Below are 20,661 nucleotides of genomic sequence, written 5' to 3'. Positions count from 1 at the left end.
ATACCTTTGTGCCGACTAAACAGGGGTGCCTGTCTTGAGGACAGGCTGAGATTATACCCTTAGAACCTGATCCCGATTATGCGGGCGAAGGGAGTTCTAGGTATGGTCATTACATGATTCGGGAGCTATCCCCTGCTCCCATATGTGTAACCATAAATTTCTACCAATTTACATGAAGTCTATTTTAGTATTGTGGAGCTTATTGCTGCCGTTTAGTCTTATGGCGCAATTTACTCTGACTGGTACCGTAAAAGCTGATTATTCAGCCGAAAGTCTTTCTGCAGTGGAGGTAAGAATCCTTCAACTGGAAAAACTAGCCATCACTCGTGAAGATGGTTCCTATTATTTTTCTGATTTGCCTTCTGGCAATTATACCATTCAAGTCCGCAAGGACAATTTTCAAAGCATTGAGCAGAGCCTAAATCTCGTTGAAGACAGTAGGCTGGATTTTGAACTCATCGCTACAAAAACGATAACCGAAGAGGTAATCATTACTTCCCTGAGAGCTTCTGAAAAGACGGCTACCACCTATACGGATATTTCCAAGGATGAAATCCGTAAGGAAAACTTTGGACAGGATATTCCTTTTCTTTTGGATCAGGTGCCTGGTACAGTTGTTAATTCAGATGCTGGAGCGGGAATAGGATATACGGGAATCCGGATCAGAGGGAGTGATGCAAGCCGTACCAATGTTACCATTAATGGCGTGCCCCTCAATGATCCTGAGAGCCATGGGGTTTTTTGGGTAAATACGCCTGACCTTTCCTCCTCCATCAACAACATCCAGGTCCAAAGAGGAGTCGGTACATCAACAAATGGAGCGGGAGCCTTTGGCGCAAGTATCAATATTCAAACCAATACCCTGAACTATGAGCCTTATGCTGAGCTGTCAAATAGCTATGGTTCTTTCAATAGTTGGAAAAATACGGTGGAGGCGGGCACTGGATTGATCAATGATAAATTTGCCTTAGACCTGCGCCTGTCCAATATCACTTCAGATGGCTGGGTTGACAGAGCTTCTTCTGATTTGAAATCCTTTTTTGTTTCCGGAGGGATTTATGGGAAAAAGAATTTTCTAAAATTTAACATCTTTTCAGGACGAGAAATCACCTATCAATCCTGGTGGGGAACTGAAGAATCCTTATTGGACGATCCCGAGACTCGGAACTCCAATTTTTATACCTACGAAAATGAGGTGGACAATTATCGCCAAACCCATTATCAATTACATTTCGGTCAGGAGATCAATCCCGAATTGAACTTCAATGCTTCTCTTCATTATACCAAAGGCCAGGGATATTTTGAGCAATTTCGAGAAGAAGATGATTTTGCTGATTATCCAAATATTGGATTTAGCCAGGCGGTTTTTAATGGAGATACGCTAAGCACAACTGATTTGATCAGAAGAAGGTGGTTGGACAATGATCTTTTCGGGATGATTTATTCATTGAACTATAGCCCCCAAAGCAATTTTCAATTGAGCATAGGAGGAGCGGCCAATCAATACGATGGAGCCCATTTTGGTGAGGTGATCTGGGCCCGATTTTCCGGAGATTCAGAGATTAGAGGACGCTATTATGACAATGATGCGCGCAAAAGAGATTTCAACACTTATGCGAAAGCAATTTTGCAACTCAATCCAAAATTGAGCGCATATGTTGACCTGCAAATCAGGAATATCGATTATGTCTGGGGAGATGAAAGCTTAGAAAGGCCTGGAATAGATTCTGACTTAAGAGAAATTCAAGGAGATCAGAACTTCACTTTCTTTAACCCTAAAGCCGGTTTAACCTACCAACTAAGCGAGAAAAGCAATGTCTATATCTCTTATAGTGTGGCCAATCGAGAACCTGTGAGGAATGACTTCATCGATGCGCCGGAAGGAACGATCCCGGAAGCTGAAACCCTCTATGATCTGGAATTGGGCTATAGGTTTGGGGGAAAGAAAGCCAGCTTCGAAGCAGTAGGATACTATATGGATTATGATAATCAACTGGTCCTGACGGGAGAACTTAATGATGTGGGTTCTAATATCCGACAGAATGTAAAAGATAGTTATCGTGCAGGATTAGAGTTGGTGGGATCTGTGTTACTAGCTCCAACTTTCAGAGTATCAGCGAATTTGGCTTTGAGTCAAAACAAGATCAAGAACTTTGCAGAAGTACTCTACAACTATGATCCCTTTGAAGTAATTGTGAATGATTTTGAAAACACCGATATCTCCTTTTCCCCCAATGTGATCGGAGGAGCTACTTTGACTTATATGCCCGTAAAGAATATGGAGATCAACCTGATCAGTAAATATGTCGGGCAGCAATTTTTGGATAATACTTCCAATGAGAATAGGGCGATAGATGCCTTTTTTATCAATGACCTTCGGATCAATTATAGCTTTAAAACCAAATGGGCGAAAGAGGTTCGATTAGGCTTATTGGTAAATAACCTCTTTGATGTTCAGTATGAACCCAATGGTTATACGTTTAGCTTCTTCCTGGGACAGGAGTTGAATACTTTCAACTACTACTATCCACAGGCGGGAACAAATGCCTTGTTTAATGTGGCCTTGAGGTTTTAGGGCGAGTGTTGGGATAAATGGGTGTTAGTATGTTAGTGTGTTAGTATGTTAGTGTGTTAGTGTGTTAGTGTTTTTGAGAAAATAATGATTCGTAACCCTAATACCCTAATACCCTAATACCCTAATACCCTAATACCCTAATACCCTAATACCCTAATACTCTCCCTAATACCTTAACACACAAACACTTTAAGATTCATCTACGACTTAATTATAGGCAGGGGGAGCTTTGGCTTCCCCTCTTTTTTTTACTTCCTTTTTCTTATAGGCTTTGAGTAATAATACCGGAAGCAAGATGAGGTCAGCAAATACTGCAAAAAGTAAGGCAAGACTTATAAAAAGGCCACTGATGAAGGTTGCCTGAAAACCGGAGAAAAGGAGGATGCCAAATCCCATGATCAGGATCATAGAAGTAATGATGATTGCCTTTCCGGTTGATAGATAGGTTTTCTCCAGGGCTTGTTCGATGCTTACGCCTTCTTTCCATTCAAATTTCAATCTGCTCAGGAAATGGATGGTATCATCAACGGCAATACCGAATGCAATGCTATAGATGATGGCAGTTGACATTTTTAAACCGATACCTAGTAAACCCATCAATCCTGCAATCAGCAGGAGGGGAAGAATATTTGGGATAAAAGCTAAGGCAACTATTCCTGCCGATTTGAATAAAAGCCCCATGATTAAGGCAACAATCAATAGAGCTACCATCAATCCAATTCCTAAATTCTGGGTAATGAGCTCATTGCTTTTATCAAGGATTTGTGCCTTGCCGGTAATTTTGAATTGATATTCTTCCGGTGGAAAGAGTTCTTGCCCAAAGGCGAGTAAGGCTTCATTCTTTTTGGCAATTGCATGGCTGCCGATGTCTTCGATTTTTGCCTGAACCAGGGTAGATCGATAGTCATCTGAAAGGATATTATTGAGCTCCATATCCCAATAATTGCTATCCAGTACCTGGTAAATCAATTTATGGATATTTGTATCTGCCGGCAACTCAAAGGCTTCCGGATTTCCTTGTCGATAAACGCGATTGAGTCTTTTCGCCTGGACTACTACAGAGTAAACAGAATTTGCCATATAAGGCCCTTCCAGGTATTGTCCCAATTGATCCAGCTTTTGCATTTCTTCCAGGGCCAGCATATTCCTGCTGGTATCCCGAGCGGAAATATAGATTTCCACCGGTCTGATCCCTCTGAAATTATTGTCGAGGAAGTGGAGACTCATGCTATAATCATCTGCTGAGGAAATTTCCTCATACATTTGAGAGTCTACTTTCAACTGAGAAATCCCTGCAATAGAAGTCAAAATCATGCCGGCTGCCAGACTCAATACCAGGCCTGGACGATGAATACTGGCTTGATATAGTTTATGTGCCCATTTTTTATATCGTCCGCTGCTTCTCACATGAAAATTAGGGCTGAGGATAATGAGTTGGGGCAATAAAAACAGAGCCAGCAAATAGGCATACAAAACTCCCAAAGCTGTGAAAATCCCAAATTCCACAAAGGGTTGGATATTGGCATAGGCCAGGCTGAGAAACCCTATGGCTGTAGTTATAGAGGTTAGTAGGATGGCTCTCCCTATATCTTTCATGGCCATCTTCATGGCTTCCCTCGCACTTATCGAAGCATGAATTTCTTCTTTAAAGCGCGACATGATATGTATCACATCACTGAGGGCAACAATCAAGACGATAGTGGGCACCAATACCGTCATGGTATTGATAGCTACTCCTGCTAATGCCATACTTCCGAGCGTCCATACTACAGAGAGCATGATTACAAGCAAAGGAATGAAAATCCCTCCTTTGGAACGAAAGGTGTAAAAGAGAACAGCGACTATAAATAAAAAGGATAGGCTAAAAAGTAAGGCCAGTTCCTTTTTTAGTTGACTAATAACTCCATCTTTGGCATCGATGCTTCCTGAAAGGTGATAATCTTTAAAAGCATAAGAGGCGAGGGTAGACTTGATCTTTTTTAACTGAAAAGAAGCTTCCTCCTGCTTTCTGATAGGATCAAGTTCGAGATACAAAGCGCTTGCTTTTCCATCTACTGACATGAATTTTTCCCATGCATCTGTATAAGCGCGAAAAAAAGCAGAGTCCTTCCCCAGAGACCGATCCGGTTCTAAATCGAAAAATTTAGCATGAATGGGATTTAAGAAAGGCCCTAATTTGAAGTAATTCAAATTTGTAAGGGCCGAGGCTGACTTTACAAAAAAAATGCTATCTAACTCAGTCCTCAGATATTCAATTTCCCTTAGGAAGTCAGGATTGAATACACCATCCTGACTTTCAACTGCAATCAGGAGGTAGCTTTTGTCCGGCTGATAGGCAAGAATTTTTTCCTGGTAAAATTGAAGATCAGGATCATTTTTTGGAAATAGCTGTTCTATCTCAAAATCAAATCTCAAAGAGAACAGGCCCACGATATTTATGAGGGTGAAAATCCCAATGAAAATGAAAACCCCTGGACGATATTTCTCGGGTATATGCATAAATAAGATCTGCCTTTTCAGCTGTTCCGGAGAAACCTTTTATTCTCTTGTGGGTGAAATTTTTCTCAAATAGCTACTTATCTTCTGAAAATAATGTCTATGAGCAGACGAATTTGGATGTGAATCCTCAGGTAATGAAGAAAAGTCTGTGCTTAAGAGGTCTAATCCCATTTCGAGGGTATCAATCCCAATGCCTGATATGGCTTCCAACAGTTCTTCGCTCTTTTTGTTTGCTCTCAGATTGCTAATACAGAAATGTATTCCATTTTTTTCGCATAAATCCTGAAAAGCTTTATACAATTGGAGGCTTTGATCTATCGGCTGCATATTATCTCTTTCCCATTTATCCGCAAGGCTCTGGAAGAGATTTACACTAGCCCAATCTTCCCTTCCTCTCCAGTTTTGGTACACACTATCCCAACTTTCCCACTTAAAGATCAATTCTCCTTTGTTAGATAAGATAAATGGAATTCTTCCCGGTTTCATCTGATTTTTGATTTCTTCGCTGGATCGGGCAAATCCCAATTGAAGGTTCTTTCTGTAATCAGGAGTCAGGACATTGCGATCGAGATGGAAATCTACCAGATTCAAGATCACAATTTTTGGCACATTTCCCTTTTTTATTTCTGCTTCCAATTGCAGATAGCTTTGGACGTTGCCAAATCCCGGCACTCCGAAGTTTTTGATGTGATAGGTTGGAAAGGCTGTTTGAAGTAAATACGCAAAGCTATCCTCATCATCGACCCCCATTCCATAGGTATAGCTGCAGCCCAGTAGAAATATTTTCTCCAAAGAATCTGGAAGAATGGCAGGATGGCTGATTCGGAGAGAATCTGAACCATGCGTTACTTTATAAGGTCTTGCCTGATTGATTTGTACTTCAAAGCTTCCCGGATTCAGGGCAAAACCCAGGTAAGGGTGTGGAATCAGGCATTGAGAAGGAGAGGAATTGATGTGGAATTCCTCTTGCCGATAGGGCTCATATTGAAGTACCCTCAGGGCAATTTCCAGGCAGGGAGCAAAAATGAGTAGGAGATAGATATAATAGAGGATTTTCTTTCTCTTGCCTTTCTCCATAAAAACTACTCAAAATCCACCAATTCAAAATCAAACCTCAGAATGGCATTGGGTGGGACTTTGCCATCTGTGCTTCCATGCTCTTCATAGGCAAGGGCAGAAGGGATAATCAGGGTTCCCCTTCCTCCTTTGCGAAATAATTTTACTCCACTTTCCAGGCCGGAAATCAATTCACTCAGCCGAGGCCATTCACCAGCAGGGGTTCTGAGGCTGTCTGAAGCGGTAGAATTGAAAACTTCACCTGTCAGAAGACTCCCCTGATACAAAAGATCGACTCGGGAACTGCTGGAAGGAAAGGAAGTGGCAGTATCGCCTTCAGTTTCGGTTACCACATATACTCCCTGGAAATTGAAAAGACCATCTAAATTATTGGCCTCTGCATAGGCCAGGATTAGGGGGCGGTCTGCTTCGATCAATTCAAAGTCACTGGGAACTTCAATCTGGCCACAGGAAGGAAAAAACAGGCCGCCAAGAAGGCAGCCTATGATATAATATGTGATTCTTAATTTCAATTAATCTCTGAAACTTAGGAGTTCAATGTCAAAAGCAATTACCGCATCGGGAGGAACACTACCATCAGGAGTTCCCGCGGTTCTGTAAGCAAAACGAGAAGGAATAATCATGGTTCCTTTAGCACCCGTCTTGAATTCCTGCATGCCTTCCTGCCATCCCTGAATCAGTCTCCATACCTGAAATTCTCTGGGGAAACCTGCAGAAGAATCAAATTCGGTACCGTCTAATAGGTAGCCAGTATAGATGATCTCAATGGTAGACAAAGCAGTAGGAGTTTCCGTGCCTGTACCTTCTTTTTCAAATGCGATGAAAATATTGTTTTCGGTATAAAATCCATCGAGATTATTGTCGGCCACATATTCATCGATAATGTCTTTGTCGATTTTCTGCTGCTGTTCAAAGGTTACTCTATCGTCACAGGAGGCAAAAAACAATCCGATAATTATGAGGGGGAAAAAGAATACTTTTTTTAATGCTAGCATAAAGGTGTTTTTGGTTAGGAGACATAGTCCCACAAATATACATCAAAATTAGGCGAAAGAGAGGAGCAAGGCAAGGGGAAATCCTGTCCACTTTTGCTTCATTTCTCCTTAGAACGTAAATAATCCCCATAACGCTTCTTGCTAACTCAATTTCCCCTGCTTAGATTAGAATAAAATTAAACAGATGAGAAGCTATAGCCTGATTTTCCTTTCATTTTTTATATGTTCATCCCTTTTTTCTCAGGATCGCATTAGCAGTTTTAATTTCGCTTCCCGCTCTGAGGTAATTGCACCTAATGGGATGGCTGCTACTTCTCAACCCTTGGCTACACAGGTGGCTTTGGATATTCTGAAACAAGGAGGTACGGCGGTCGATGCAGCTATAGCAGCCAATGCAACTTTGGGCTTGATGGAACCTACAGGCTGTGGCATAGGAGGAGATCTTTTTGCTATTGTTTGGGATGCAAAAAGCGAACAATTGTATGGCTTAAATGCCAGCGGTCGATCTCCAGAATCTCTTAGCCTGAGTTATTTCAAGGAAAAAGGGATGGAACAAATTCCTTTTTATGGTCCTTTGAGTGTTTCTGTGCCGGGAGCAGTAGATGGTTGGTTTGAGTTGCATGGAAAGTTTGGAAAGCTTCCTATGGAGGTTTTATTAGCTCCAGCTATCAATTATGCCAGAGAAGGATTTCCGGTATCAGAATTGATTTCTCTATATATGGAAATGGCATCCGCCCGTTTTGCGAGAGAACCTCATTTTGCCAGTACCTATATGCCACGAGGGCATACTCCCAAAAAAGGAGAGCTTTTCAAAAATCCTCGTTTAGCAAACACCCTTGAACTGATTGCTGATAAAGGAAGAAAGGCTTTTTATAAAGGAGAGATAGCGAAAAAGATTGTGGCCCATATGCAGGAAGCCGGTGGCTTCCTGAGTTTAGAAGATTTCAAAAATCATGAATCAGAATGGGTGGATCCTGTTTCTACCAACTACCGGGGCTATGATGTCTGGGAATTACCTCCCAATGGTCAGGGGATAGCCGCTTTGCAGATGCTCAATATTTTGGAAAAGTTTGACATTGCTTCTATGGGCTTTGGCTCTGCCGAATATATCCATACGCTGGTGGAGGCTAAAAAGCTGGCTTTTGAAGATCGTGCAAAATTTTATGCAGATCCAGCCTTTAATGAAATCCCTGTAGATAAATTGATTTCTAAATCCTATGCTGATGAGCGCAGAAAGTTGATGGGGAAGAGGGCAGCAAGAAGTTATCCTGCAGGTATACTAAAGGATGGAGATACCATCTATCTCACAGTAGCTGATAAGGAGGGAAATATGGTTTCTCTTATTCAAAGTAATTATAAAGGAATGGGCTCAGGTGTCATTCCGGGAGAATTGGGATTTATGCTACAAGATAGAGGAGCATTGTTCAGCTTGGAGGAAGGGCACTACAATGTATATGAGCCGGGCAAAAGACCTTTTCATACAATTATCCCTGCCTTTGTAACAAAGGATGGAAAACCTTTTATGAGCTTTGGAGTCATGGGTGGTTCCATGCAACCTCAAGGGCATGTGCAGGTATTGGTTAATATGATCGATTTTGGGATGAATCTGCAAGAAGCAGGAGACGCTCCCAGGATTCGGCATGAAGGTTCTACCGATCCAGCCGGTCCTCGCAAGATGATGAATGGAGGGAAAATCCATTTTGAAAGTGGCTTTGATATGATCGAAATCAAAAAACTGGTCTTTATAGGGCATGAGGTGACGCTTGGAGGAGCCTATGGAGGCTATCAGGCGATCATGTACGACCCCAAAGAAGGGGTGTATTATGGTGCCTCTGAATTCAGAAAAGATGGTCATGCAGCAGGATACTAGATTCTGCTTGCGTTTTTAAAAGAATACATGATGAAAACTACTTACTACTACACATCCATTTGTCTGGCATTTTGCCTCTTTATATCTGTTCAACTTTTTGGGCAGAGAACCCTGGGCATGAAAGCTCCTTCAGGTGCTGAAATTCTATTTGATGGGAGTCAGGAACTCCTTCATAAAAACTGGACCTATTGGGAGGGGCCTCGATTGAAAGCAAAACTCCCTGTCAAATGGGAAATTGTAGATGATCCTGTCGATGCCGGTACTGTCATGAACAGCAATGACCCGGCTGCCAAAGGAGGGCTCTATGGAGCTGCTGATTTAGTTACCAAAAAGAAATACACAGATTTTCGCCTGCATGTCGAATTTCTGATTGCTAATCCTGGAGGGAATTCCGGAGTTTATCTTCAAAATCGCTATGAAATCCAGGTGCTGGATGGCGATTCTACCAAGCATGGACTGGCAGCTGTCATCAATGAAACAGAATCGCCCTATTATGCCTATAATGGATTGGGGAAGTGGAATTCCTATGACATAACTTTTAAAGCTGCACGCTTTGAGGATGGAAAAAGAGTAGCTAAAGCTCAGCTAACTACTTTTTTCAATGGGATTAAAGTCCATAGAAATCAGGACATCAATCAGGTATGGGGAGGACCCAATTCTGGATTGGATGGGGGAAATGATAAGGGGAAAGGCATAACGAATACGCCCGGCGGATTGAAATTGCAGGCAGAAGGCCATAATGTTCTGTACAGAAATATTTGGATAGAAGAATTAAATCTGGAGGGTTCGGAGACAGACTTTGAGTTACTGGAAGAAGGAGAGGTCCATTTCCCTGGAAAAAACTGGGAGAAAGTAGAAAATCCTGAGCAATTGGGTTTTTCGAAGGAAGGCCTGAAAGCAGCTGAGGACTATAGCAAAAGCATCAATACAGCTGCTGTTACGATAATCAAAGATGGAATGATCGTTCATGAATGGGGAGAAGTGAAAAAGAAATTTATGACCCATTCTATCCGGAAAAGTGTTTTAAGTGCCCTTTATGGAAATTATGTTAAAAAGGGAGTCATTGACCTGGACCAAAGTATGGAAGAGCTGGGCATCAATGATGAGCCTCCACTTTCAGAAGAAGAACTGAAAGCAACGCTAAGAGATTGTCTGAAAGCGAGAAGCGGAATTTACCACCCTGCCTTATATGAATCAGCGGGGATGAAAGCGTTAAAACCTGAAAGGCATACTGTGAAAGCAGGCACCCACTGGTACTACAATAATTGGGATTTCAATGCCTCAGGAACCCTATTCGAAAAGCTTACTGGAAAAAAAATATTCGAATCTATAGAAGCTGAAATAGCCAAGCCTATAGGCATGGAAGATTTTGAAGCCAAGGATGGCTGGTATGTAGAGGGCGAAGAATCTATTCACCCCGCTTATCCTTTCCGCATCTCCGCCCATGATCTGGCTCGCTTCGGCTGGCTGATGCTCAATGAAGGCAATTGGAAGGGTAAACAAATCATACCAGCGGATTGGGTGAGAGAAAGTACGGCTTATCATTCAGATGCTGCCCTATATGGAAGCGACGGCTACGGATATATGTGGTGGGTAGCTCGTGATCATAATAAGTATCCGCATTTGCCCTATGTTGATATTCCTGAAGGTAGCTATTCCGCGCGAGGAGCAGGTGGACACTATGTAATGATTATTCCTGCTTATGATCTGGTCATTGTACATCGGGTAAATACGGATGAAGCTGGAAATCGCGTCAGCGGTGAGGAAGCTGGAAAATTATTCAATCTCATTTTAAGCGCCAGACAATAGGATTATGAGGTATTTACTATTAGTACTTATAGGTTCCCTTTTTTCCTGCCAATCTCAGCAGGAGTATGATATCGTAATTCTAAATGGGATGGTTTATGTGGGAGATGGGGAAAAGGGGAGTATTACAGATATCGGAATTGTTGGAGATGAAATCATTGAACTGGGAGATTTGAAATCAGCCAGGTCAAAAAAGATCATAGATGCGAATGGGATGGTTGTCTCCCCAGGTTTTATAGACCTCCACGCCCATTTGGATCCTATTTTGGAACTATCGGAATGCGAAAGCCATATCCGACAGGGAGTGACTACGGCCCTCGGTGGACCAGATGGAAGAAGTCCCTGGCCATTTGGTGCTTATCTGGATACGCTGAAGGAAATAGGAATCGGCCTCAATGTGGGCTACCTCACCGGCCACAATCAGCTGCGAAAAAATGTCATGCAACTGGAAAACAGGGATCCGACTAATGAGGAATTGGAAGAAATGAAAAGGCAAGTTGAAGTAGCAATGGAAGAAGGGGCCTTTGGTATTTCAACAGGTTTAAAATACCTGCCCGGAACCTTTTCCAAGGTAGAAGAAGTTATAGCGCTTTCGAGGGTTGCAGCCGAAAAAGGCGGCTTTTATACCTCTCACTTAAGAGAAGAAGGTCTAGGATTATTAGAGGGTGTTCAAGAGGCCATAGTCATCAGTGAGCAAGCAGAAATCCCTGTAGTACTTACGCATCACAAAGTTGTAGGTAAGCCCATGTGGGGCTCTAGCGAGCAGACCCTCTTTCTCGTAGATTCCGCTCGTAAAGTCGGATTGGATATTATGATAGACCAATATCCCTATACAGCCAGTCATACCGGGATCAGTATCCTTATCCCTAATTGGGCGCAGGCAGGAGGACGCAAGGAATTTGCAAAGCGTATAGAAAGTCCTGTGCTGAGGGATAGCATAAAAAAACAAATCCTTTTTAATATCATTAATGATCGGGGAGGAGCAGATTTGAAAAGAATTCAATTCTCCCGGGTGAGCTGGAAACCTGAATTAGAGGGCAAAACCATGTATGACTGGTGCATAATGGAAGGTATAGAGCCCAGCCTGGAAAATGGAGCAGACATGGTGATCAAAGCTCAATTAAATGGGGGGACCGGTACCATATATCATGCGATGGATGAAGCCGATGTCGTACGAATCATGCAGTATCCCTATACAATGGTCGCTTCTGATGGTCGACTTTCTGAACCGGGTAGGGGACATCCTCATCCCAGAGCCTATGGCACCTTTAGCCGCATCCTGGATAAATATGTTAGAGAAGACAAAGTGCTGAGTTTGGAAGAGGCGATCCGTAAAATGACCAGCCTTCCCGCTTTTAGAATGGGACTGTCGGATAGAGGTTTACTCAAAAAAGGCTACAAGGCAGATATAAGCATTTTTGATCCGGCCAAGGTCAAGGAAATGGCAACTTTCTCTGAACCACATCAATACTCCAGTGGAATTCCCTGGGTGATAATTAATGGAGAAGTCGCAGTGGATAATGAAAAGTTTATGGGAATAAAGGCCGGACAAGTTTTGTATGGGCCAGCTAAAAAACCTTAGTTTTTCTTCTTTGGTTTGCCTCCTAAAAGCTTTTCAATCATATCAAAGCGCCCTACTTTCCGTAATTTCTCCCGGATCTTCAATCGATTCTCTGATTTATACCAAAAGAAAAAGAGGTGTTGATTTTTTTTCTCATCCCGCGTTTTGGCCGTATAAACCGGTTTTAAGGTATACGGATGAACCCCTGTATAATAAATGATGGTTGCTACCGTCATAGGAGTTGGGGTGAAATCCTGGACTTGTTCCAATTTGAAACCCATGTCCTTGGTCTCACAAGCCAGATTTGCCATGTCTTCCACTTCACTGCCCGGATGACTCGAAATAAAGTAGGGAATCAGAGGTTGTTCTTTTTTGTGCTTTTTATTTAGGCGGTCAAACCTCTTTTTAAACTCATGAAAATGTTTGAAAGAAGGTTTGCGCATTACCCTCAAAGTATCATCTGAAGTATGCTCAGGAGCCACTTTTAGTCTGCCTGCTACGTGGTTTTGAACCAGATTGTCCATGTAGTCTTCCAGATCTTTGCTATCGGCTTTTTTATTATAACTATCGACCAGGAGGTCGTATCTGATTCCACTGCTGACAAAAGCCTTTTTTACCTTCTCATGTTTAGTGGCTTCTTTATAAATCTCAGTAAGTGGTTTATGATTGGTATCCAGATTATGGCATATGACCGGGTGGATGCAGGAAGGTGCTGTACATTTATCGCAAATTTCCTGAACCTTGCCTTTCATTTTATACATATTGGCAGAAGGCCCTCCAAGATCGCTGATATAGCCTTTGAAGTCCGGCATTTGAGTCACTGCATCGACTTCTTTCATGATCGATTCCTTGCTGCGAGAAGCGATGAATTTCCCCTGGTGTGCTGAAATGGTACAGAAACTACATCCGCCAAAACAGCCTCTGTGCATATTGATCGAAAACTTGATCATTTCATATGCCGGAATCGTCCCCCGTTTCTTGTATTTAGGGTGGGGGAGTCGGGTGTAGGCCAGATCAAAGCTCTGATCAATTTCAGCTTCTTCCATAGGAGGATATGGAGGATTGATCACAAGAGTTTTAGCATCTATTCCTTGTAGAATTCGCCGTGCCTTTACTTTATTGGATTCTTGCTCAATGATCTTAAAGTTAGCCGCGAACTTTATTTTATCTTCCAGACAGGTGTTATGTGAGGCAATTTCCACATCCTCCCAATTCTTGTTCTTGGGAAGTTTTTCTTCTTCATTCAGTAGGAAACCGGTTTGGGGAATGGTTTTGAGCGAATGAAAAGGTACGCCTTTGTCCAGCAATTTGAGAATCTCCCGCAAAGCCTGTTCTCCCATACCATAAACCAGCATATCGGCTCCGGTATCTTCAAGAATACTTGGGAAAAGCTTGTCTGCCCAATAATCATAATGAGTAACCCTTCGCAAAGATGCTTCTATGCCCCCTATCAAAACCGGTACATCGGGATATAAATCTTTGAGAATTTGGGTATAAACGGTCAGGGCATAATCTGGACGAAAGCCTGCCTGGCCATCTGGCGTATAGGCATCAGTTGATCGTCTTCTTTTTCCTGCTGTGTAATGGTTGACCATGGTATCCATGCAACCGGAAGTAACCCCAAAAAAGAGTCGAGGTTTCCCAAACTTTTTGAAATCTCTCAGATCATCCTGCCAATTGGGTTGAGGAACAATGGCTACCCGGTAGCCTGCATGTTCAATGATTCTTCCAATCACGGCTGGACCAAATGCGGGATGATCCACATAGGCATCCCCGGATATCAGGACTACATCCAATTCTTCCCATCCTCTCATCTGTACTTCTTTGGCCGTAATGGGGAGCCAATCTGTCAGGGGCCTTTGCGCTACCATGCCGCAAATTTACAAATTAATTATGTGATACAATCTTCTCATAGCTAAACCCGTTTTTTTGTAAATTAGTTCACGCAAGACAAATGATTCATGAATATAATTAAAGCGGGAATAGCCGATCTGGACCTTATTGTGCCTCTTTTTGATGCATACAGACGATTTTATGAACAGGAAGCTGATCCTGAAAAAGTTAAAGCTTTTTTACACACACGCATCCAAAGAGAAGAATCCGTCATATTTCTAGCCCTTAGTGAAGGGCAGCGGGAAGCAATGGGATTTACACAGCTATATCCTTCCTTTTCTTCTGTATCTATGCAAAGACTATGGGTGCTCAATGATCTTTTTGTTGATCCAAAACACAGAAAAAAAGGAGTGGCCACCTCTCTTATGAATACGGCTCGTGAATTAGCAGAAGATACCCGTTCAAAAGGTCTGATGTTGGAAACCGGTAAAGAGAACTACGATGCACAGGCTTTGTATGAAAAACTGGGTTACAAAAAAGAAGAGGATTATTTCGTCTATAACCTTAAGGTTTAACTTCCTCAAAAAGAATCGCTTCTACCTTTTCGCTCAGTTCCGCCAATTTCCCAAAACTATTATTGGTCAGGTAAAGGAGGAGAATTTCATCCTTCATATCCCTTTTCATCAGGTTACGGAATCCTTCTAAAGATCCAGAATGCCATACCCTGTGTGGATTGTCCTTATCTATAAACCAACCGAAACCGTATTTAGTCATTTCGGGCTCCGCTAATTTGCCCGGGATATAGGCTTCCTTCATTAAGTCTTGAGGAATCAATTTATCCGTATAAAGGGCTCTTTCCCAGGTATAGAGATCCGGGATATTTGAGAATAAACCTCCACCGCCAGTAGTAAAGGCATGATAATCCTTTTTATCCCCTTCTTCACTATATCCAATCGCTCGAGCGGGCATCTCCTTTTCCCGGTCATAAACCAGGGTGCTATTCATGCCTAATGGATTAAATACCTTTTCTTCCAGCAAATCAGAGAAAGTTGTACCACTTGCTTTTTCGGCTAGCAAAGAGAGCAGGACATAAGCCGAATTGCTATACCTGAATTCCGTTCCCGGCACAAAATCCAAATGTGTATCATTCAATAGGGCATTGAGGACATCTTCATTTGTCATACCAGGCTTATACACTCCCAGTCCATAATAATCAGGTATCCCTGAGCTATGATGTAGCATCTGACGTATGCTTACTGAATCCGCATAGGAGAGTTGGGGATAAAAAGAGGAAAGTTTGTCATCAAGATCTAGTTTGCCTTCATGTACGAGTAAGAGACAAGCCATGCCTGTGAACTGCTTGGAAACCGAGGCCAGATAAAATTGATGCTTTTGAATCAAGCTGTCTTGACTTTCAAAATCCCGATATCCCAAACTTATTTCGATTTTCTTCTCTCCTTTTTCGGCAAACAGAAAATTTCCATTGAAGCCTTCTTCCTGAAATAATTCCAGAAGCTGCGATTTCTTGCTTAATGCCCTCTTCTCATTTTCCTGTTTACAGGAAAGAAGAGCGACAAGAAAAATGCTTAAAAAGAGATTGAGTTTAGTCATGAGTCAGGGATTATTATGAAGGGAGTGTGATGAAAGCCGAGCTTTAGTATGAAAATTACAATTAAGCTATCGATTTTTCCTAATTGTTTCGTAAGATTGAATTATGGCAAAAGTGCAAGAAAGTCCAAGACTGATGTTGGTAGAAATGCCCATCAGGATCTATGGTTATGATATAGACGTCATGGGGATCGTGAGCAATCAGGTTTATATTCGCTGGTTTGAAGACCTTAGGACTGAGTTTCTGGCCCAATACTGGCCTTATGAGCAAATGCTGGAGGATAATATGTCTCCAGTGCTTGCACGAACAGAGGCGGATTATAAATATCCCCTGAAAATTGGGGAGAAGATAGTCGGGAAGCTTTGGGTAGAATCTTTCAGTCGGGCAAAATGGATCATGTGTTTTGAAATCGCTTCTGAGAGTCGTGTGTTTTGCAGGGGAAAGCAAATGGGATATGTCGTTGATTTAACCCGAAAAAGACCTGTACCGATGCCAACAGGACTTATGGAAAAATACGAAGCTGCAAAGTCAGAATTAGCATAAGGTAATTCCCTCGCCTATGAATCTCTCCCAATTACTCGATAAGCTTGATCTTCAGGAAGAAGAGATGAAAATTCTCATTCAGGACCTGAATGCAGATCAACTAAACTACAATCCTCTATCAGGCAAGTGGTCTATACGTTTACATTTGGCCCATCTTGGCAGGTATCATGAAGTATTTCTTTTACGACTCCGGCAAATCATGGAAGATGAAATCCCGATGTTTGAGCGATATAAATCAGAATGGGATGCCGGATTTTCGGAATGGAAGCCTATGAGTGTGCCTGAAATTTGGGACAAAATGAATACGATTAGAATCCGGATCAAAAAGCATCTCAAAGAATTGTCTGAGAGCGAATTGGGTAGAAAGGGAAATCACCCTCGCTTGGGAAGTATGGATGTGATTGCCTGGTTTGAATTTTTTACTTTGCACGAAAGCCACCACATATACTCTATTTTCCGTATGGTAAAAATGAGGGTATGGGAAAACGTAGCTGGCTAATTAACCTTTCCGTATATGGATGAAGCATTTCCGGGATTAGAAAAGATAGACAATCCCAAAGTTTTGTGGATCAAGCGACTTGCCTGGTTCATGGATGCAAATTTTAAGATACCCTTTACAAGTATTCGATTTGGACTAGACCCAATCCTGAGTCTTATTCCGGGAGTTGGCAATATTGGAACCTACCTGGTTTCTGCTTTTCTGGTTTGGCAAATGCAAAGAAATGGAGCCAGTGGAAAAGTTTATCTGAAAATGGTCGGCAATATTCTGCTGGATGTTGTCATCAGTTTTATCCCCATTTTAGGAACCATTTTCGATATCGGATACAAGGCAAACAACAGAAATGTTCAACTTTTGATTGAACATTATGAGGAAGGCGAACATACTGGCAGCGGAAAAGGCATGCTGTTGGGACTTTTTTTTATTACGATGGGCGTTATTTTTGGCCTGATTTATGGCGTCTACAAGCTATTCGATTTATTCTTTGAGTATTTAGGCACATTATAGGCATCAAAATCTGATTTCCTCTTACTTATCCCTTGACAATCAGGGATTGACAACCTATTTTTGCCCACTAATTCGCAAACCCACCAAATTTCGGCGTTTATGGCAATGAAACTTTCCGCTTTCAACTTTGAGATTCCTGAAGAACTCACAGCACAATATCCTCATGAACCCAGAGATGAAAGCCGCCTGCTGGTCGCTCATAAAGATACTGGTAAAATCGAGCACAAAGTCTTCAAAGATATTCTCGAATATTTTGACGAGGGAGATGTAGCAGTATTCAATGATACCAAAGTTTTTCCTGCAAGACTATTTGGCAAAAAAGAAAAAACCGGTGCTAAGATTGAGGTTTTTCTTCTTCGCGAATTGAATCCCAAACAAAAACTCTGGGATGTATTGGTTGAACCTGCCAGAAAGATACGGGTAGGTAATAAACTTTTCTTTGGAGAAAACGACCTCGTTGCTGAAGTAGTTGACAATACTACCTCAAGAGGAAGAACCATCCGTTTCCTCTTTGATGGGGAAAATGAAGAGTTGCACCAACTCATTGATAAATTGGGTAAGACTCCTATCCCTCCCTATATAGATCGTGATGTGGAGGATTCTGATCGCGAAGCCTATCAAACGGTTTTTGCTACCAATGTAGGAGCAGTCGCAGCCCCAACTGCAGGACTTCATTTCACCCGTGAACTCCTGAAGCGTTTCGAACTCAAAGGGATCGATGAAGCAAGACTTACCTTGCATGTTGGTATCGGTGCTTTCAATCCCGTTGAGGTAGAAGACCTTTCCAAGCATAGAATGGATTCTGAATATTTTGTGATTCCTGAGTATGCCCGTGATTTGGTCAACAATGCCAAGAATACAAAGCAAAGGGTATTGGCGGTAGGTACTTCTGTGATGCGTGCCCTGGAGTCTTCCGTTTCAGCTAGCAGGATGCTTAACACTGCCGAAGGATGGACAGATAAATTTATTTATCCTCCTTTCGAGTTCAATATTGCTAATGCATTCCTGACAAACTTCCATAAGCCTAAATCAACACCCATGATGATGAGTGCTGCTTTTGGAGGGTATGAGTTTATGATGGAGTGTTATGAGCAAGCGGTGAAAGAGAAGTATCGCTTCTATGGCTTTGGAGATGCTATGCTCCTTATCTAAAACTTCATGCGAAAATCTGCGGTCATCGTTGCTGGTGGTTCCGGCAAACGGATGGGATCAGAGATACCCAAGCAGTTCCTGCTATTGGGGGACAAGCCTATATTGATACATACTCTTCTACGATTTTTAGCGCATGATCCGGAATTGATCCTGAGTTTGGTATTGCCTAAGGATCAGTTAGCGGTTTGGGAAGAATTTTCAGTTAAATACCTGTCCTTTGATCAGATCGCTCGCATTATCGTAGGTGAAGGGGGAGCCAGCAGGACCGAATCTGTGCATCAGGGACTTTTGAGATTGGAGAGACATTTTGATTCCTTGGAAGAGGTATGGGTGGCGATTCATGATGGGGTAAGGCCTTTTGTGAAAGATGAGGTAATTAAACATGCTTTTGAGCTTGCGAAAGAAAAGGGAGCTTCTTTGGTATGTGTTCCTGTGAAATCCTCTATGCGTGAGATTCATGAAGCAGGAAAAAGCCGGGCAGTTGACAGATCTCGTTTTTATCATGTGCAGACTCCGCAGACCTTCTCATTGACAGCAATCCTGCAGGCATTTGTCCAAAGACCTCACAATAACTTTACAGATGATGCTAGCCTATATGATGACTTTGGAGGGAGTGTAGCCATTTGTGAGGGAAGTTATGACAATATAAAGATTACGACTCCTGAAGATATTGCTTTGGGGGAGAGTATCCTCAAAAGGGGCGAGTAAAACCCTTCTCTGCGAATTCCGTTCCCCTTTTTAAGTATGCCATGCGACATTGAGTCAGGTCTTATCAATAAGGCGTAAGTTGTGCCCTTTTTTGTTACTGGTCCAATCTTGCAAAATCAAGGATTTCCCTTTGTGACACGATCTCTCTTTTACTTTGATTCAGGAGTGTTCCATCCGCATCATGTATGAGCCAAAGTTTTTCAATAGGATCAAAAGAGATAGATACTTCTTTCCCTGCGTAGGGTCTTCCCATATGGAATTCCTTGCTCATAAATCTGATTCTCCCATTATGTCTTATTTTTCGCCTCCATACCCGCTCTGAAAGATATTGCTCTACCCTTTGAAAATCGAAACATTCATAGCTAAACACTCGAGTGTTAGTTTTCAATTCCGGGAACAATGATATTCTGGATTTATATCCCCTAGCTGATACCATATATACCTCTCTTTGTATTCTTCCCGCTTCATCAAGCGCTTTTTGAAAATCCTCTATTCGTGTATGAGTTTTGGGATGAGACCATCGAGCCAAGGTAGCCTGTAAATTTTCAACTGCTCCATTCTCTTGCGGGCTTGCGGGATTATTTTGTATTACTTCTATCCCAAGCCCTATCCACCATAATATTGCAAGCGTGGGCGTATCTCTGTGCCGCATATTTATAAAGGGACGCCCATTATCTATTTTGATCTTCCTTGGCATTCCCCATCTCTCAAAATTCTTATTCATTTGTCCTATCGCTACTTTGGGAGCAATCTGCCTCATCGTTTTTCGGGGGAAAAAGCTTAGTGTCCAATTGAGAGATACTTGCTTCATCTACCGTATTGATCCAACTAACCTGCTCTCCATTGCCCATCTCAATCCGCTCTTTACCATCTATTTGCCAGGTATCATGAGCCTCAGTTGTCCAACTTGCCTTCCCTTTCTTGGGCCTACCTTTAGGCTGATTTAGACCCAATGACTTCCACCAACGCTGAATCGTGCGTTCATGAGGAATTCGCTCAGCAGGGAATTTCTCTTGCAAAACACTGCGAATGAAGAGTGCCCCTTCTTTTCCTTTACGACTGGATGTGATTAAAGCCCGCATATCTTTAGTATAGGCATGTTTGCTCCCACAAAGATGATAGTTATCTGAGAGGCCTGCTTTGCCTCGTCGCTTATAACGGTAGTAGATCTTTTTTACTCCACTTACAGAGTATCCATATTTAGAAGCTATTGCATCATAGCTCATGCCAGATGAGCGATCTGAGATAATACCTTCTCGTACCTTATAGGGGATTTTTTTTGCCATGAGTCAAGGGTTTGAGAAAAGATACAACTTCTGCCCTATTCCTAAAACACAACAACATGTCGCATGGCAAAGTAAAAAATGGAAGCAAGCAACCCACAATCTTCCTTTTCTTTAGTTTGCAGCGCATTTTCATTAATCTGA

At 42.2% G+C, this 20,661-nt stretch carries 18 protein-coding genes, 1 pseudogene and 1 riboswitch; of the genes and pseudogenes, 11 read left to right on the top strand and 8 right to left on the bottom strand.

Annotation, left to right across the window (positions count from 1 at the left end; all coding sequences use genetic code 11):
- Positions 1 to 11: 11 nt before the first annotated feature.
- A riboswitch (TPP riboswitch) is annotated at positions 12 to 110 on the top strand.
- A gap of 62 nt (positions 111 to 172) precedes the next feature.
- On the top strand, positions 173 to 2,575 hold the full coding sequence (locus R8P61_11615) for a TonB-dependent receptor (protein ID MDW3647706.1): 2,403 nt from the start codon (positions 173 to 175) through the stop codon (positions 2,573 to 2,575).
- 207 nt (positions 2,576 to 2,782) lie between these two features.
- On the opposite strand, the gene R8P61_11610 is transcribed toward R8P61_11615, so the two are convergent.
- Genes R8P61_11610 through R8P61_11595 form a run of 4 tightly spaced genes read right to left on the bottom strand, consistent with a single transcriptional unit; the run spans position 2,783 to position 7,146 of the window.
- Complete coding sequence (locus tag R8P61_11610) at positions 2,783 to 5,074, bottom strand: MMPL family transporter (GenBank protein MDW3647705.1); 2,292 nt, start codon at positions 5,072 to 5,074, stop codon at positions 2,783 to 2,785.
- Positions 5,075 to 5,113: 39 nt separating this feature from the next.
- Complete coding sequence (locus tag R8P61_11605; GenBank protein MDW3647704.1) at positions 5,114 to 6,151, bottom strand: hypothetical protein; 1,038 nt, start codon at positions 6,149 to 6,151, stop codon at positions 5,114 to 5,116.
- Between the two features lie 5 nt (positions 6,152 to 6,156).
- On the bottom strand, positions 6,157 to 6,663 hold the full coding sequence (locus R8P61_11600) for an FKBP-type peptidyl-prolyl cis-trans isomerase (GenBank protein ID MDW3647703.1): 507 nt from the start codon (positions 6,661 to 6,663) through the stop codon (positions 6,157 to 6,159).
- Positions 6,664 to 7,146 carry an FKBP-type peptidyl-prolyl cis-trans isomerase gene (locus R8P61_11595; GenBank protein ID MDW3647702.1) on the bottom strand — a complete coding sequence of 161 codons (483 nt, stop codon included), beginning with the start codon at positions 7,144 to 7,146 and terminating at the stop codon, positions 6,664 to 6,666.
- Between the two features lie 184 nt (positions 7,147 to 7,330).
- Between R8P61_11595 and ggt the strand changes: the two genes are divergently transcribed.
- The 4 genes and pseudogenes from ggt to R8P61_11575 all read left to right on the top strand — a co-directional run bounded on the left by ggt (position 7,331) and on the right by R8P61_11575 (position 12,404).
- The gene (gene ggt / locus R8P61_11590) at positions 7,331 to 9,016 is read left to right on the top strand and encodes a gamma-glutamyltransferase (protein ID MDW3647701.1); all 1,686 of its coding nucleotides are present in this window, start codon (positions 7,331 to 7,333) and stop codon (positions 9,014 to 9,016) included.
- Between the two features lie 27 nt (positions 9,017 to 9,043).
- Positions 9,044 to 9,817, top strand: a pseudogene (locus R8P61_11585) (DUF1080 domain-containing protein).
- Positions 9,818 to 9,886: 69 nt separating this feature from the next.
- The gene (locus R8P61_11580; protein MDW3647700.1) at positions 9,887 to 10,825 is read left to right on the top strand and encodes a serine hydrolase; all 939 of its coding nucleotides are present in this window, start codon (positions 9,887 to 9,889) and stop codon (positions 10,823 to 10,825) included.
- Positions 10,826 to 10,829: 4 nt separating this feature from the next.
- Positions 10,830 to 12,404: a D-aminoacylase gene (locus R8P61_11575; GenBank protein ID MDW3647699.1), complete on the top strand. Its 1,575-nt coding sequence runs from the start codon at positions 10,830 to 10,832 to the stop codon at positions 12,402 to 12,404.
- On the opposite strand, the gene R8P61_11570 is transcribed toward R8P61_11575, so the two are convergent.
- Positions 12,401 to 14,254, bottom strand: a complete 1,854-nt coding sequence (locus tag R8P61_11570) for a YgiQ family radical SAM protein (GenBank protein ID MDW3647698.1) — start codon at positions 14,252 to 14,254, stop codon at positions 12,401 to 12,403. The two genes, R8P61_11575 and R8P61_11570, sit on opposite strands and share 4 nt — an antisense overlap.
- Before the next feature lie 90 nt (positions 14,255 to 14,344).
- On the opposite strand from R8P61_11570, the gene R8P61_11565 reads away from it, so the two are divergent.
- On the top strand, positions 14,345 to 14,791 hold the full coding sequence (locus tag R8P61_11565) for a GNAT family N-acetyltransferase (protein ID MDW3647697.1): 447 nt from the start codon (positions 14,345 to 14,347) through the stop codon (positions 14,789 to 14,791).
- On the opposite strand, the gene R8P61_11560 is transcribed toward R8P61_11565, so the two are convergent.
- On the bottom strand, positions 14,781 to 15,827 hold the full coding sequence (locus R8P61_11560) for a serine hydrolase domain-containing protein (protein MDW3647696.1): 1,047 nt from the start codon (positions 15,825 to 15,827) through the stop codon (positions 14,781 to 14,783). The two genes, R8P61_11565 and R8P61_11560, sit on opposite strands and share 11 nt — an antisense overlap.
- A 103-nt stretch (positions 15,828 to 15,930) precedes the next feature.
- Between R8P61_11560 and R8P61_11555 the strand changes: the two genes are divergently transcribed.
- The 5 genes from R8P61_11555 (at position 15,931) to R8P61_11535 (ending at position 19,234) form a co-directional block, all read left to right on the top strand.
- Positions 15,931 to 16,368, top strand: a complete 438-nt coding sequence (locus R8P61_11555; protein MDW3647695.1) for a thioesterase family protein — start codon at positions 15,931 to 15,933, stop codon at positions 16,366 to 16,368.
- Between the two features lie 16 nt (positions 16,369 to 16,384).
- Entirely contained in the window at positions 16,385 to 16,867 is a 483-nt protein-coding gene (locus R8P61_11550) for a DinB family protein (GenBank protein ID MDW3647694.1), read from the top strand.
- A gap of 15 nt (positions 16,868 to 16,882) precedes the next feature.
- On the top strand, positions 16,883 to 17,374 hold the full coding sequence (locus tag R8P61_11545; GenBank protein ID MDW3647693.1) for a DUF4112 domain-containing protein: 492 nt from the start codon (positions 16,883 to 16,885) through the stop codon (positions 17,372 to 17,374).
- 105 nt (positions 17,375 to 17,479) lie between these two features.
- A complete protein-coding gene (gene queA, locus R8P61_11540; GenBank protein ID MDW3647692.1) occupies positions 17,480 to 18,526 on the top strand; it encodes a tRNA preQ1(34) S-adenosylmethionine ribosyltransferase-isomerase QueA in 1,047 nt (348 codons plus the stop codon).
- A gap of 6 nt (positions 18,527 to 18,532) precedes the next feature.
- Entirely contained in the window at positions 18,533 to 19,234 is a 702-nt protein-coding gene (locus tag R8P61_11535; GenBank protein MDW3647691.1) for a 2-C-methyl-D-erythritol 4-phosphate cytidylyltransferase, read from the top strand.
- A 94-nt stretch (positions 19,235 to 19,328) separates the two neighbouring features.
- Here R8P61_11535 and R8P61_11530 read toward each other — a convergent pair whose 3' ends face one another.
- Both R8P61_11530 and R8P61_11525 read right to left on the bottom strand, forming a co-directional pair.
- Positions 19,329 to 19,994 (bottom strand): hypothetical protein, encoded by a 666-nt coding sequence (locus R8P61_11530; protein MDW3647690.1) that lies wholly within the window; start codon positions 19,992 to 19,994, stop codon positions 19,329 to 19,331.
- On the bottom strand, positions 19,951 to 20,520 hold the full coding sequence (locus tag R8P61_11525) for a hypothetical protein (GenBank protein MDW3647689.1): 570 nt from the start codon (positions 20,518 to 20,520) through the stop codon (positions 19,951 to 19,953). The genes R8P61_11530 and R8P61_11525 overlap by 44 nt, the downstream gene beginning before the upstream one ends.
- Positions 20,521 to 20,661 lie beyond the last annotated feature (141 nt).

Source organism: Bacteroidia bacterium (assembly GCA_033391075.1).
In the GTDB taxonomy this organism is placed as follows: Bacteria; Bacteroidota; Bacteroidia; order J057; family J057; genus JAWPMV01.
Note: the sequence above shows the minus strand (reverse complement) of the source record. Positions and strands in the feature narration are given on the sequence as shown.

Coding starts and splice junctions, on each gene's coding strand:
- R8P61_11560 (MDW3647696.1), bottom strand. CDS start 15,827: ATGACTAAACTCAATCTCTTTTTAAGCATTTTTCTTGTCGCTCTTCTT.
- R8P61_11550 (MDW3647694.1), top strand. CDS start 16,385: ATGAATCTCTCCCAATTACTCGATAAGCTTGATCTTCAGGAAGAAGAG.
- R8P61_11530 (MDW3647690.1), bottom strand. CDS start 19,994: ATGAGGCAGATTGCTCCCAAAGTAGCGATAGGACAAATGAATAAGAAT.
- R8P61_11570 (MDW3647698.1), bottom strand. CDS start 14,254: ATGGTAGCGCAAAGGCCCCTGACAGATTGGCTCCCCATTACGGCCAAA.
- R8P61_11615 (MDW3647706.1), top strand. CDS start 173: ATGAAGTCTATTTTAGTATTGTGGAGCTTATTGCTGCCGTTTAGTCTT.
- R8P61_11605 (MDW3647704.1), bottom strand. CDS start 6,151: ATGGAGAAAGGCAAGAGAAAGAAAATCCTCTATTATATCTATCTCCTA.
- R8P61_11545 (MDW3647693.1), top strand. CDS start 16,883: ATGGATGAAGCATTTCCGGGATTAGAAAAGATAGACAATCCCAAAGTT.
- R8P61_11610 (MDW3647705.1), bottom strand. CDS start 5,074: ATGCATATACCCGAGAAATATCGTCCAGGGGTTTTCATTTTCATTGGG.
- R8P61_11525 (MDW3647689.1), bottom strand. CDS start 20,520: ATGGCAAAAAAAATCCCCTATAAGGTACGAGAAGGTATTATCTCAGAT.
- R8P61_11575 (MDW3647699.1), top strand. CDS start 10,830: ATGAGGTATTTACTATTAGTACTTATAGGTTCCCTTTTTTCCTGCCAA.
- ggt (MDW3647701.1), top strand. CDS start 7,331: ATGAGAAGCTATAGCCTGATTTTCCTTTCATTTTTTATATGTTCATCC.
- queA (MDW3647692.1), top strand. CDS start 17,480: ATGAAACTTTCCGCTTTCAACTTTGAGATTCCTGAAGAACTCACAGCA.
- R8P61_11555 (MDW3647695.1), top strand. CDS start 15,931: ATGGCAAAAGTGCAAGAAAGTCCAAGACTGATGTTGGTAGAAATGCCC.
- R8P61_11565 (MDW3647697.1), top strand. CDS start 14,345: ATGAATATAATTAAAGCGGGAATAGCCGATCTGGACCTTATTGTGCCT.
- R8P61_11595 (MDW3647702.1), bottom strand. CDS start 7,146: ATGCTAGCATTAAAAAAAGTATTCTTTTTCCCCCTCATAATTATCGGA.
- R8P61_11535 (MDW3647691.1), top strand. CDS start 18,533: ATGCGAAAATCTGCGGTCATCGTTGCTGGTGGTTCCGGCAAACGGATG.